This window comes from Mycolicibacterium sphagni, assembly GCF_002250655.1.
Classification (GTDB): domain Bacteria; phylum Actinomycetota; class Actinomycetes; order Mycobacteriales; family Mycobacteriaceae; genus Mycobacterium; species Mycobacterium sphagni.
Genome location: NZ_NOZR01000001.1, coordinates 290,591 through 303,366, shown reverse-complemented (window position 1 = coordinate 303,366; position 12,776 = coordinate 290,591). Strand labels below are relative to the sequence as shown.

At 67.2% G+C, this 12,776-nt stretch carries 15 protein-coding genes; 7 read left to right on the top strand and 8 right to left on the bottom strand.

Features of this window, described 5'->3' with window-relative positions; translation table 11 throughout:
- The first annotated feature begins 232 nt into the window (after positions 1-232).
- Entirely contained in the window at positions 233-706 is a 474-nt protein-coding gene (locus CG716_RS01510; RefSeq protein WP_234817661.1) for a 5' nucleotidase, NT5C type, read from the top strand.
- Positions 707-709: 3 nt separating this feature from the next.
- Here CG716_RS01510 and CG716_RS01505 read toward each other — a convergent pair whose 3' ends face one another.
- Together CG716_RS01505 and CG716_RS01500 are read right to left on the bottom strand one after the other, a co-directional pair.
- Complete coding sequence (locus CG716_RS01505; protein WP_094475699.1) at positions 710-2,395, bottom strand: FAD-dependent oxidoreductase; 1,686 nt, start codon at positions 2,393-2,395, stop codon at positions 710-712.
- A gap of 15 nt (positions 2,396-2,410) precedes the next feature.
- Positions 2,411-3,427: an AurF N-oxygenase family protein gene (locus CG716_RS01500; protein ID WP_094475697.1), complete on the bottom strand. Its 1,017-nt coding sequence runs from the start codon at positions 3,425-3,427 to the stop codon at positions 2,411-2,413.
- 156 nt (positions 3,428-3,583) lie between these two features.
- Here CG716_RS01500 and serC point away from each other — a divergent pair, with 156 nt between their 5' ends.
- Positions 3,584-4,699, top strand: coding sequence for a phosphoserine transaminase (gene serC / locus CG716_RS01495; protein WP_094475695.1), 1,116 nt, complete (start codon positions 3,584-3,586; stop codon positions 4,697-4,699).
- A 71-nt stretch (positions 4,700-4,770) separates the two neighbouring features.
- On the top strand, positions 4,771-5,565 hold the full coding sequence (gene sepH, locus CG716_RS01490; protein ID WP_094475693.1) for a septation protein SepH: 795 nt from the start codon (positions 4,771-4,773) through the stop codon (positions 5,563-5,565).
- Positions 5,566-5,573: 8 nt separating this feature from the next.
- On the opposite strand, the gene CG716_RS01485 is transcribed toward sepH, so the two are convergent.
- Genes CG716_RS01485 through CG716_RS01475 form a run of 3 tightly spaced genes read right to left on the bottom strand, consistent with a single transcriptional unit; the run spans position 5,574 to position 7,166 of the window.
- A complete protein-coding gene (locus CG716_RS01485) occupies positions 5,574-5,843 on the bottom strand; it encodes a DUF2537 domain-containing protein (protein WP_094475691.1) in 270 nt (89 codons plus the stop codon).
- A gap of 46 nt (positions 5,844-5,889) precedes the next feature.
- Positions 5,890-6,738, bottom strand: coding sequence for a TrmH family RNA methyltransferase (locus tag CG716_RS01480; RefSeq protein ID WP_234817660.1), 849 nt, complete (start codon positions 6,736-6,738; stop codon positions 5,890-5,892).
- On the bottom strand, positions 6,735-7,166 hold the full coding sequence (locus CG716_RS01475; protein ID WP_094475689.1) for an Rv0880 family HTH-type transcriptional regulator: 432 nt from the start codon (positions 7,164-7,166) through the stop codon (positions 6,735-6,737). The genes CG716_RS01480 and CG716_RS01475 overlap by 4 nt, the downstream gene beginning before the upstream one ends.
- 102 nt (positions 7,167-7,268) lie before the next feature.
- Here CG716_RS01475 and CG716_RS01470 point away from each other — a divergent pair, with 102 nt between their 5' ends.
- Both CG716_RS01470 and CG716_RS01465 read left to right on the top strand, forming a co-directional pair.
- Complete coding sequence (locus tag CG716_RS01470) at positions 7,269-7,547, top strand: DUF2530 domain-containing protein (protein ID WP_094475687.1); 279 nt, start codon at positions 7,269-7,271, stop codon at positions 7,545-7,547.
- A 22-nt stretch (positions 7,548-7,569) separates the two neighbouring features.
- Positions 7,570-8,022 carry an SRPBCC family protein gene (locus CG716_RS01465; protein ID WP_094475961.1) on the top strand — a complete coding sequence of 151 codons (453 nt, stop codon included), beginning with the start codon at positions 7,570-7,572 and terminating at the stop codon, positions 8,020-8,022.
- On the opposite strand, the gene CG716_RS01460 is transcribed toward CG716_RS01465, so the two are convergent.
- Positions 8,019-8,948: a DUF3027 domain-containing protein gene (locus CG716_RS01460; protein ID WP_094475685.1), complete on the bottom strand. Its 930-nt coding sequence runs from the start codon at positions 8,946-8,948 to the stop codon at positions 8,019-8,021. The genes CG716_RS01465 and CG716_RS01460 overlap by 4 nt on opposite strands.
- Before the next feature lie 181 nt (positions 8,949-9,129).
- Here CG716_RS01460 and CG716_RS01455 point away from each other — a divergent pair, with 181 nt between their 5' ends.
- The gene (locus tag CG716_RS01455) at positions 9,130-10,731 is read left to right on the top strand and encodes an MFS transporter (RefSeq protein WP_094475683.1); all 1,602 of its coding nucleotides are present in this window, start codon (positions 9,130-9,132) and stop codon (positions 10,729-10,731) included.
- On the top strand, positions 10,728-11,219 hold the full coding sequence (locus CG716_RS01450; protein WP_094475681.1) for a DUF2771 domain-containing protein: 492 nt from the start codon (positions 10,728-10,730) through the stop codon (positions 11,217-11,219). Before CG716_RS01455 ends, CG716_RS01450 begins: the two co-directional genes overlap by 4 nt.
- Here CG716_RS01450 and CG716_RS01445 read toward each other — a convergent pair.
- Together CG716_RS01445 and CG716_RS01440 are read right to left on the bottom strand one after the other, a co-directional pair.
- The gene (locus CG716_RS01445; RefSeq protein ID WP_165773991.1) at positions 11,216-12,223 is read right to left on the bottom strand and encodes a glutathione S-transferase family protein; all 1,008 of its coding nucleotides are present in this window, start codon (positions 12,221-12,223) and stop codon (positions 11,216-11,218) included. The two genes, CG716_RS01450 and CG716_RS01445, sit on opposite strands and share 4 nt — an antisense overlap.
- Positions 12,224-12,247: 24 nt before the next feature.
- Positions 12,248-12,658, bottom strand: a complete 411-nt coding sequence (locus CG716_RS01440; RefSeq protein ID WP_094475677.1) for a cold-shock protein — start codon at positions 12,656-12,658, stop codon at positions 12,248-12,250.
- Positions 12,659-12,776: the final 118 nt, after the last annotated feature.

Sequence of the window (12,776 nt, the reverse complement as noted above, 5' to 3'; positions counted from 1 at the left end):
GCCGAGGTACGAGGCGGAGGAGAAGTCAAACAATCCAGACACCGTTTGATCGTTTCTGCCGGTACCCGGTGGTTGCATCGAGGTGGGTGATGAGTTCCGCCCGCCCATGACGTCTACACCGGTGGCGATCTACTGGGCCGCCCTAACCAACAAGAGGCTGCAATGGCGATCGACGTACACCCGCACTGTCACCGCACCTGATCGTCGATGATGAGCCAGGCATGATCCAGTGGTGACGCAGCCCCACCGCAAGATCCTCTACATCGACCTCGACAACACGATGGTCGACTTCGGACACCGGATCGAGGGTCTCGACCCCGTCGTGGTGGACAAGTACCGCGGCCGGATGGACGAAGCGCCGGGCATCTTCGCGTTGATGCGATCGATGCCCGGCGCGATCGAGGCCTTTATCGAACTGTCGGCGCTGTTCGACACCTACCTGCTGTCAACGGCACCCTGGCGCAACCCGTCGGGCTGGCAACACAAGATCGAGTGGGTGCACGAACACCTTGGTACTGAGGAGGATTCGCCCGCATACAAGCGGCTGATCCTGACCCACCACAAAGACCTGAACCGAGGCGACTTCCTCGTCGACGACCGGCCCAACAACGGCGCCGAGCACTTCGAGGGCGAGTGGATCCACTTCGGGTCGACGCGGTTTCCCGACTGGGCCGCGGTGCTGAACTACTTGCGGGACAAGGCCTGAGCCTTAGCGCAGCAGGCCCGCCAGCAGTCTCCGGGCAACCGGCGGTTCGGGCGCCGTTGCGGCCACCGCGACCATGTCGGCCACATCGGTGAACTTCGCCCGGGGCCGGCCTTCGGCGTCGCCGCGCGCGATCTCGGCCGCGTCGATGGCACGCCAGCCGGCCGCGTCGACCGTATCGGGCTGGCGGGAACGAATCAGCTTGTCCAGCAACGCTGGTCGCGCAGCCGGGTCGGCGAGTAGGCCGGCGTTGAAGTCGTCGACCAGGTTCGACACAGTCTGCATCGCGCACGATTTGTTGGTGCCGATGAAGCCCGTCGGGCCGCGCTTGATCCAGCCCGCGACGTACGCACCGGGGACTGCCTCCCCGGTGGCCGGGTCGACGACCCTGCCGTCCCGGTTGGGGACGACGGCGGCTGCGTCGTCGAACGGCAGGCCGGCAATCGGCGCGCCGCGGTACCCGATGGACGTGAGCAGCAGACCGGCGTCGAGCTGCACCGCCTCGTCGGTGCCGGTGCGGCGGAACTCGACCCCGCTCACCCGGTCGGCGCCCAGCACCCGATGCGGTGTCAGCCGGTAGGCCAACCGGATCCGCGGACGCTGGGCGGTCTGCGAGGCAACGGGCAGCTTGGCCAGGATCTCGAGCTTGCTCACCGTCAGAGGGTCGGTGGCACTGGCCAGATCCTGCTGAACCAATGCGTGATCGTCGGCGTCGAGCACGACCTCGGCCGCCGACGTCAGCCCGATCAACTCGGGCAGGGTGAACGCCGAGTCGGCCGGTCGGCGGCGCGCCGCAATGACGACCTCACGCACTGCAGAATTGCGCAGCGCGGCCAAGGCGGCGGAGGAAATGTCAGTGCGGGCCAGGGCATCTGGGTCGGCGGTGAGGATCCGGGCCACGTCGAGCGCCACGTTGCCGTTGCCGACGACCACCACCCGCTCATGGCGCAGGTCGACGGTCAGCCCGGCGAAATCGGGATGGCCGTTGATCCAGGCCACCGTCTCGGTGGCGGTGCCGGTACCGGGCAACTCCATGCCGGCGACGTTCAGCCTGCGATCGTTCGGTGCGCCAACGGTATACAGCACCGCGTGGTGGTGCTGTAGCAGCTCCTCATGCGAAATATGTTTTCCTACTTCGACATTGAGATAGAAGGTAAAGCGCGATCGTTCGCTGATCCCCTCGAAGATCCGGGTCACCCCCTTGGTGTTCTGGTGATCGGGCGCCACTCCGGCGCGCACCAGGCCGAACGGCGTCGGCAATTTGTCGAAGACGTTGACCCGCACACCTTTCTGCGTGAGCAGTTCGTCGGCGGCGTACATACCCGCAGGTCCCGACCCGACTACCGCCACCGTCAGGTCCACCACGCCGCGGCGCACCTGCGGTGCGGGCAACACCGGGGCGAGCTTGGAGGTCGGCGGAAGCTTCACGTCGGCCGGGCGCTCGGGATAGTAGGCGGCGTTCAGCGCGATGAACGGCAATTGCTTACCGGTCAGCTTGGTCTCGGGCGCGATGGCACCGACCGGGCACGCACTGACGCAGGCGCCACAGTCCACGCACGCGACCGGATCGATGTAGAGCATCTCGGCGGTGGCGAAGCCCGGCTCGTCGGGGCTGGGGTGGATGCAGTTGACCGGGCAGGCGTAGACGCAAGACCCGTCGCTACAGCACGACTGAGTGATGACGTGAGGCATAGGCGCGTCGACGTTCTACGCGGCGCTTACGGCGTGCCGGCGCTGAGGCTCGCTGCGGTAGCGGCTTGGCGGCCCGTCGATCCTGCAGAGCCGCCAGATGAGCTTCGCCAGCGGGTTCATCAGCCCGGTGTCGGTGGCGAGCATCCGGACATCACCGAACATGTCGCGCAACATCTGTCGCGACTCCGGCGAGGAGAAGAAGATGTCTTTGCGCACTGAGCGCGGGATGTCGAACTCCTTCCAGAACGCCTTCGGCGGAACGATGATGGCCGAACACAGCACGCGCATCACCACCGGCACGTAGAGCGACAGCCAGAATCGTTTCCGTCGGGGCAGGTGCGGCACCCGCTTACGCAAATACTCATGCGCGAACGAGATGTGCCGGGCCTCTTCGGCGACGTGAATGGCCATCACGCGCTCCATGATCGGGTGCAGCGTCTTGCCTTCGCGCAGAACGCTTTTCTGCGTGTGGTCGATGGGCTCCTCGCCGGCGAGGATGCCGAACCAGAACGGGATCGGCAGCGGCCCCGCGACAAGAGGAATCGCCGGTTGAACCCACTTCAGCAAGCGAGGCATGCCCGGCACGTCGGCGCCGATGTGGTTCACCATCTCCTGGAACATCATGGTGTGGTTGCACTCTTCGACTGCCTCGTGCAGGCAGTACCGGTATTCCGGCGAGCCGTTGGGCGTCCAGAAGGCGTACTCCATCAATCCCCGGATGAGGATCGACTCGAAGTGCAAGCCGACCTTGGCGACGTTGGACTGGCGCCACATGCCGATTTCGATCTGCCGCTCTATGGACTGTGACCGGTACCAGGGGTGCTGTCCGATCGGGTCGGTGCAGGGGAGAATCCAGCGCTCGTCGTTCGGAACCACGGCGAACTCGGGCGAATCCCAGTCGATATCTGTGTAGGGGTTGAAATTGCGCCGCACCGAGCCTGCAGAGAGGGTCTCCAGCTTCTCGACGTAGGCGATGTCGTCCTGCACCTCCATATTGCGACGCCAGCGCCGGATGATTTTGGTTCTCGCCATGACAGTCTCCCCAGAGAGGTTTACATTCGGGCGGGTGTTGTCCACACAGTACCGCCGGTATCGCATACTTGTCCATACCCGTTTTCAGGGTTGCCGAACGCCTCCGTGTACCCCCTCTGTGTCAAAAGCACTGGCGCGGACTTCTAGGCTTGAGGTATGGCTGATCACCTCGTGATTCCCGATTCCCTCAAGCCCGCCGACGGCCGCTTCGGCTGCGGCCCCTCGAAGGTGCGTCCCGAGCAGGTGCAGGCACTCAGCGACTCGGCCGCACTTTTCGGCACCTCGCACCGGCAACCCCCGGTGAAAAACCTGGTCGGACGGGTCCGCGACGGGCTGCGGGAGTTCTTCTCGCTGCCCGACGGCTACGAGGTGGTACTCGGCAACGGCGGCGCGACCGCGTTCTGGGACGCCGCAGCATTCGGCCTGATCGAGAAGCGCTCGCTGCACCTCACCTACGGGGAGTTCTCCGCGAAGTTCGCCTCGGCTGCCACGGCCAACCCGTTCATCGACGACCCGATCGTCATCAAGGCCGACGCGGGTAGCGCCCCCGAACCGCAGTCCGACCCCTCGGTCGACGCCATCGCCTGGGCGCACAACGAGACCTCGACCGGGGTGGCCGTGCCGGTCCAACGCCCCAAGGACTCCGGTAACGCCCTGATCCTGATCGACGCCACCTCCGGAGCGGGTGGTCTGCCCGTCGACATCAGCGACGCCGACGCGTATTACTTCGCACCGCAGAAGAACTTCGCCAGTGACGGAGGACTATGGCTGGCGGTCCTGTCCCCTGCCGCGCTGGCACGTATCGAGTCGATCGCCGCCGCGGGGCGCTGGGTGCCCGACTTCCTGTCGTTGCCCATCGCGGTGGACAACAGCCTGAAGAACCAGACGTACAACACCCCGGCGATCGGCACCCTGGTGCTGATGGCCGAGCAGGTCGACTGGATGCTGGCCAACGGCGGCCTGGACTGGGCGGTCAAGCGCACTGCCGACTCGTCGCAGCGGCTGTACTCCTGGGCGGAGGCGTCCTCGTTCGCCACCCCGTTCGTCACCGATCCCGCCCTACGCTCGCAGGTGGTCGGCACCATCGATTTCGCCGATTCGGTAGATGCCGCCGCGGTCGCCAAGGTGCTGCGTGCCAACGGCATCGTCGACACCGAGCCGTACCGCAAGCTGGGCCGCAACCAGCTGCGCATCGCGATGTTCCCGGCGATCGAGCCCGACGATGTCTCGGCGCTCACCCAGTGCGTGGACTGGGTTGTCGAACGCCTGTGAGAAACCTCGGCGTGTCCTAACCGTTATATTCCGTCGCCTGGGTTAAATTCCGGACGGAGAAGGAGGTCGACATGCGAGAACTCAGGGTGATCGGACTCGATGTCGACGGACGGCACATTATCTGTGAAGGTCCCGACCCGGCCGACAAGTACACCCTGCAGGTCGACGACCGACTGCGTGCCGCCATTCGCGGCGACCGGTCGCTGGGCCAGACCCTGAGGGACAAAGAGGTCAAAGGCGTGTTGCGGCCCAGGGACATTCAGGCCCGCATTCGTGCGGGTGCATCTGTTGAGGAAGTTGCCGAATCATCCGGCATGGACATCACCAAAGTCGAGCGCTTCGCCCATCCGGTGCTCCTGGAGCGCGCGCGGGCAGCCGAGCTGGCCTCCGCTGCCCACCCGGTCCTCGCCGACGGGCCGGCCGTGACGACATTGCAAGCCACCATCACCTCCGCCCTCGTGGCGCGCGGGCTCAACCCCGAGGCCACCGAGTGGGATGCATGGCGCGCCGAAGACGGCCGCTGGGTCGTGCAGATTGCCTGGCAGGCCGGCTTGTCCGACAACGTCGCCCACTTCCGCTTCAGCCCGGGGGCACACGGCGGTACGGTCGCCGCCCTCGATGATGCCGCCAGCGAGCTGATCGACCCGGGGTTCGAGCGCCCGGTGCTGCGGCCCGTCGCGCCTGTCGCGCAGCTGGATTTCGAGGAGCAGCCGCAGCCGACAGCGGCTCCGGTCGAGGAGATGCCGGCACCCGCGCCGGCTCCCGCTCCCGCACCGGCCCCCCGTGCCCGGCGCGCCAAGGCCAAGCCCGCAGTGCCCGGCTGGGAAGACGTCCTGCTGGGCGTGCGGTCCAGCGGCCAGCGTTGAGCTAGCTGTTACACCAGGGTCATCGCCAGGAGCGCGACCCAGCCGCCGGCGACTCCGATGCCGGCGCCCAGCACGAACCAGCGTCGCACCGGGATACGCCGCCAGCCCCACAGTGTGGGCGCGAGCCCGCCGACCGCGATCAGGTTGAGCGCGATCGCCACCAAGGGGTGCACCCGGATCATGCCGAGGCTGAGCACCACGATCGCGGCACCGGTGATCGCGGCGACGAAGGCCGCCACGGTCAGACCGGTCCCCCAGGGCGTCGTCTCTTCGATCATGGGGCTGGTTTCCTTCCCGGGCCGCTTTGCTCCTGCACTCCGCAGCCTATCCACGGGTCCGCTCGTAGAACGCCAGCGCCGCCGCGGTCGCGACGTTGAGCGAATCGGTTCCCCGCGACATCGGGATGCGGACCCGGACGTCGCTGGCCCGCATCACGGTCTCGGTCAGCCCCGGGCCTTCCGCGCCGACCAGCACCGCAACCTTCTGTCCCGAGAGGTCGGCCATGGCGTGGGCCAGCGTCTGCGCGGTCGGGTCGGGTGTCATCGCCAGCAGCCGGAACTCGCGCTCGCGCAGCTCCGCGAGGTCAGCCGGCCACTGCTGCGCCCGGGCGAACGGCACGAGCAGGGCATGGCCCATCGAGACTCGCACCGCGCGCCGGTACAGCGGGTCCGCGCAGCCGGCACCGAAGATGACCGCGTCAACGCCGAGGCCGGCCGCATTGCGAAAGATCGATCCGAGGTTCTCGTGATCGTTGACCCCCTCCAGGACAGCGACCGTCCGTGCGCCGTCGAGCACGTCGGCAGGCGCCAGCTCGCGCGGACGCCGCGCCGCGCCCAGCACCCCCCGATTGAGGTGAAATCCGACCACCTCGGCCATCACCTCGGCTGAGGCGCGATAGAACGGAGCCCGCACACCGAACAGGTCGTCGGCCAGTTCGCCCAGACGACGGTCGGTGCCGAGAAAGGCGTGCGGGATGAACCGCGAGGCGATCATGCGTTGCGCCACCAGCACGCCCTCGGCGATCACCAGCCCTTTGCCGTTGGGCAGGTCCGGCCTGCGGTCGACGCTGTTGAGGTCGCGAAAGTCGTCGACGCGGGCGTCACCCGGATCGGTGATGTCTACGACGTGAAGGCCGTCCGGGCGATTCAAAGCGCCAAATGTGTTGTCGCTCACGCGTCTTCGTCGACGAGCACGGTCATCAGGTCCGCGGCGCGCAACAGAGTGCCGCGGTCCTCACTGTCCAACGTCGCCAGTCGGCCGCGCAGCCACTCCTGGCTGGCTTGGCGCTCGCTGTCGACCAACCCGGCACCGGCGTCGGACACCGCGACCAAAACCTGGCGACCGTCGGCCGGATGCGACGTGCGCACCACCAGCCCGAGATCGACCAGCGATGCGATGACCCGGGTCATCGACGGCGGCCGGACGCGTTCCTTGATGGCCAGCGCACCAGGCGTCATCGCACCGTCTTTGGCCAGAGTGGCAAGCGCCGACAACTGCGAAAGGGTCACCGGTGACTCGGGGCGGCGGAAGCGCAACTGGCGCGCCAACCGCATCACGGCCAGCGACAAATCACTGGCCAACCGCAGGTCACCGTCCTTCACATCGCAAACAGTACGACACAACGACACGCGATCCATCATGAACCGGGCAACTACCGAGGTTGCACAGCAGGCCGCTCACTCGATCGGTTACCTTGGACGACAATGCCTTCCGATCAGGGTGAACCCGAACCACCGGCACTGCCCGCGGCCCTACTGGATCCGTGGCCCGTTGTCGTCGCCGGTGCCGTGCTGTGGGCGCTGGCCACCATCGCGGCATTCACGGTCCCGGCGCTGGAGTCGTGGCGCCCGATCGCGATCGCGGGGCTGGGCACCGGGGTGCTCGGCACCTCGATATTCCTGTGGCAGCGCACCGCTGCCCGGCGCGGGACGCGGGGCGCGCAGACCGGCTTGCAAACCGGGCGTGCACCGCGCACCGATTGACGCCGACGATCAAGGAGAACTGATGGCAGCGCCGCTTTTACAAGCAGAGATCGACATCAACGCGCCGGTGGCCGAGGTGTGGTCGCTGATTTCGGACCTCACCAACATGCCCAAGTGGAGTCCGCAATGCCGGTTGATGAAGGCATTCGGCGAAGTGCGTCCGGGCACCCGCACCTTCAACATCAACCGGCGCAACAGCCTGTTCTGGCCGACGACGTCGACGATCACCGAGCTGATCCCCGAGCGCAAGCTCGCGTTCCGGGTCAACGCCAACAACACCGTCTGGAGCTATGAGCTCGAACCGACCGCGACCGGCACCCACGTCGTCGAAACCCGGCACGCCGAAAACGGCGTCAAGGCCGTCTCGACCATGACCGTCAACGCTGTGCTCGGCGGGGTGCCAGGCTTCGAGAAGGAGTTGGTCGACGGGATGAACACGTCGCTGGCGCGCATCAAGGCGGCCGCCGAACGCTAAGCGGGATCGACCGGTTCGGGGGTCTCAGCCGTTTCGACGGGCTCGGGAGCCTCGACCGGCCCGACAGTCTCGACCGACTCGGCGTCGGCGGGCTCGAGAGCCTCGACCGATTCGGCGGCGACGGGCGTCTCGACAACGGCCGCGACCTCGACCTCGACCACCTCGAACACGCCGTCGTCATAGGGGTCGTATATCGGCGAGCCGGTGCCTGGGGCCGGCGGTGTGTCCGAGTGCGCGCCGCAGCCATATTCGAAATCGACGACGTGAGCGTCGGCGGACATCTCGTTGCAGCACACCCCGAACATCGCGCCGAGGGCACCGGACAGCGGAACCATGAATCCGCAATCGCGGCACACCCGCTTGGTGCCGCGCGCCATCGGCGCCTCGGGACCGTAGTCGCCGTCATGCCAGCGCTGTGCCGTCTCGTCGCGGCCGAAGGCGCTGGGTACCTGGCGGCGACCGAACCCGACTTCGTAGGCGATGTCGTCGATCGCCGGATCGCCGGTCGCCGTATATCCCGGGGCCAGCCGCGGATCGTCTTTGACCGGGGCAAGCAGGTCACCTGGGCTCAGGTCGCCGGGCTTGACGCGTTCTTCCCACGGCACCCAGGCCGGAGCCAGCAGGGCCGTCGGGCCGGGCACCAGCACGACCTCGCTGACCGTCGCGTGATCGGCACCGGGGCAGGCCACCACCACGGCCCACTGCCAGCCCTGATAACCCGGCATTTTCGCCAGGAACCGGTGGGTGGCCGCGGTCTCGTCCTCGAAGCTGACGCCGAGGTACTCGCCCACGGTGTCGCCGCTGAACTCCACGATCGCCTGCCGTGCCTGTTCCACGGCGCCGCCGAGGATGGCGGCAACCGCCTCCGACGGCGGGCCGGCTTGGGCCGGGGCCGTGGGGTCTGCGGAGTCGATCGAGCTGTCCATCGTCACCAATCTTGCCTCACGGCCGGTTCGCCCAGCCACACCGGTCACGTGCGCGCCCCCGCGTGCCCGTATAGGGGACAATCGTGGCGTGTCTGGAAGCCGGCCTGACGAACCCCGCGCGAATCCCGCGTTCGGGCCGAATCGTCGCCCTTCGGCCGGCGCGTCCGACGAACACCCCGGCATGGCCAACTACCCCAGCGACGGCGAAGGCTACCGTCGCCCCGGAGCCACCCGGAGGTCCAACCCGATTCCCAGCTCCAATCGCTACCTGCCGCCGTTGGGCGACCAGGATCAGCGCACCGAGAACCTCTCGGGCCCGCGCCCGGGGTCACACGGCGTCGGTGGCGTTGCGGGCGAACGCGTCACCGTCACGCGCGCCGCGGCGATGCGCAGCCGGGAGATGGGGTCGCGGATGTATTCGATGGTGCACCGGGCGGCCACGGCCGACGGTGCCGACAAATCCGGTCTGACCGCGCTGACCTGGCCGGTGGTGGCCAACTTCGCGGTGGACTCGGCGATGGCGGTGGCGCTGGCCAACACGCTGTTCTTCGCCGCCGCCACCGGTGAGAGCAAGAGCAAGGTCGCGCTATACCTGCTCATCACGATCGCGCCGTTCGCGGTGATCGCACCGCTGATCGGGCCTGCGCTGGACCGCGTGCAGCACGGCAGGCGGGCGGCGCTGGCGATGTCGTTCATCCTTCGCACCGCGCTGGCGATCGTGATGATCATGAATTACGAAGGCGGCAGCTATCCGTCGTGGGTGCTCTACCCGTGCGCGCTGGGGATGATGGTCTTGTCTAAGTCCTTCAGCGTGCTGCGCAGCGCAGTCACCCCGCGGGTGATGCCACCGTCGATCGACCTGGTCCGCGTCAACTCTCGGCTGACGATGTTCGGCCTGATCGGCGGCACCATCGTCGGCGGCGGTATCGCCGCCGGGGCGGAATACCTGCTCACCACGGTCTTCCAGCTGCCCGGGGCCTTGTTCGTGGTGGTCTTCGTCTCCGTGGCCGGCGCCTCGTGGTCGATGCGGATCCCGCGCTGGGTCGAAGTGACCGAAGGCGAGGTGCCGACCACCCTGACCTATCACGGTGACGACACAGGCCCCCTGGGCTGGACACACCACGAGCCGGCAAACAAGAAGGGTGCACCGCGACAACCGTTGGGCCGCAACATCATCACCTCGCTGTGGGGCAACTGCACGATCAAGGCGATGGTCGGGTTCCTGTTCTTGTATCCGGCTTTCGTGGCGAAGTCCCATGAGGGCAACAGCTGGGAGCAGTTGGCCATGCTGGGCCTCATCGGCGCGGCGGCCGGAATCGGGAACTTCGCGGGCAACTTCACCGCCGCACGGATGAAGCTGGGCCGCCCGGCGATGCTCGTCGCCCGCGCCACGGTTGGCGTCACGGTGATGGCGCTGGTCGCCGCGGTCACCGGAAACCTGATCGTCGTGGCGGTGGCCGCGCTGATCACCTCTGGAGCGACGGCGATCGCCAAAGCGTCGCTGGATGCGTCGCTGCAGGACGACCTGCCCGAAGAGTCGCGGGCATCGGCGTTCGGCCGTTCGGAGTCGGTGCTGCAGCTGGCCTGGGTGCTCGGCGGCGCGCTCGGGGTTCTGGTGTCCACGCAGTTGTGGGTCGGCTTCACCGCCATCACCGCGCTGCTGATCCCCGGCGTGGCCCAGACCATCGTCAGCTACCGCGGCAACTCGCTGATTCCCGGCTTCGGCGGCAACCGCCCGGTGCTGGCCGAACCGGAAGGGGCATCGGCGGTGACGAACCAGTGACCCGTCTGGTCCGCTGGCTCCTGGTGGTGCTCGTCGTCCTGGCATCGGTCGGCGCCGGGGTGGGCGCCTCGGTGCTCACCCGCAACACCGGCTCGCACCTACCGGAGATCAGTGCCTATTCACACGGGCGGTCGGTGCGGGTAGGGCCGTTCGTGTATTGCAACGTGGTGAACCTCAACGACTGCCAGAATCCGCAGACCCAAGGCGAGCTTCCGGTCACGGACAAGTTTCCCGTCCAGCTGTCGGTGCCGGCCGCCATCGGGCAGGCGCCGTGGCGTCTGCTGCGCGTCTACGAGGATGAACGCAACTCGACCAGCACGATCTACCGGCCCAATACCGAACTGGCCGTGACGATTCCGACCGTCGACCCGCAGCGCGGCAAGCTCACTGGAGTCGCGGTGCAGCTGCTCACCCTGGTGCAGGACCAGAACGGCGACTTGCAGGACGCACCCCACGCGGAGTGGTCCGTCCGGCTGATCTGGCCCTAGCCGGCGCCGTGCCCGGCCGGCACCGTTTCACCCTCGCGCGTCGGCCCCGGCGGAGTTCCATCGCCGAATGGCCTGCCGCCCAAGGATTCTCGTCCGTGTGGTGTCAGCCAACCGGACAGGTTCGGCCCCTTCGGCACGATCCTGGTGGGGTTGATGTCGGCGTGCACGATGTAGTAGTGCTGCTTGATCTGGACGAAGTCGGTGGTATCGCCGAATCCCGGTGTTTGGAACAGGTCTCGGGCGTACGCCCACAGCACCGGCATCTCGGAAAGCTTGGCCCGATTACACTTGAAGTGGCCGTGGTACACGGGATCGAAGCGCGCCAGAGTGGTGAACAGCCGGACGTCGGCCTCGGTGATCGTGTCGCCGACAAGATAGCGGCGGTCGGCGAGCCGTTCCGTAAGCCAGTCCAACGCGGCGAACAACCGGTCGTAGGCGGCTTCGTAGGACTCTTGTGAGCCGGCGAATCCGCACCGGTACACGCCGTTGTTGACCTCGGAGTAGATCCGCTGGGCGACTTCGTCGATCTCGTCGCGGAGCGGCTCGGGGTAGAGCTGCGGCGCGCCCTGCCGGTGATACGCGCTCCACTCGGTGGAGAAGTCCAATGTCATCTGCGCGAAGTCGTTGGTGACCACCTGGCCGGTCCCGACTTCGACGATCGCGGGCACGGTGATGCCCTTGGAGTAGTCAGGGAACCGGGCGAAGTAGGCGTCCTGCAGTCGGGGGATCTTGAGCACCGGGTCGACCCCGCCGGGATCGAGGTCGAAGGTCCAGCTGCGTGAGTCGTGCGTCGGCCCGCAGAACCCGATGGACAACACGTCCTCCAGGCCGAGTAGACGGCGCACGATGATCGCCCGGTTCGCCCATGGGCAGGCCCGCGCGACGATCAGCCGGTAGCGGCCAGGTTCGACCGGATACCCATCCGCACCGTCAGCGGTGATCCGGGTAGTGATGTAGTTGGTATCGCGCTTGAACTCGCCGCCACCGGCGACATAGGCACCCACGCAACCAGTGTTGCCCAACCCTGCTTAAGCGTCGAGCTCCTGAGCGACTGCCTTGACCACTTCGGAGACCCGTCGGGCGACCTTGCGATCCGGGTAGCGGCCCTTGCGCAGCTCAGGCTGCACCGCGCCTTCCAGCAGCGTGATCATGTCCTCGACCATGCCGTGCAACTCGTCGGGGGTGTGCTTACGCTCGACCGGGGTCGCCTCACGCCGCGTCCGAGTCAGGCTGGGCGGCGGGTCGATCAGCTTGACGCTCAACGCTTGTGGCCCTCGGCGCCCGGAGGCCACGCCGAACTCGACCTTCTGGCCGGCCTTGAGACCCTCGACGCCCTCGGGCAGTGCCGACGCACGGACGTAGACGTCCTCGCCGTCCTCCTGGGACAGGAAGCCGAATCCCTTCTCGGCGTCGTACCACTTCACCTTGCCGGTAGGCACTGGTCTCACCTGCTTGTCTAACGGGTCCATGACAACATGACGAAGCGCCCTACCGGTGCAGGACGCGTCTGGTGATCCTACTCGGGAACACAGCTGCCCAGCACCCCTGTTTAGTTCG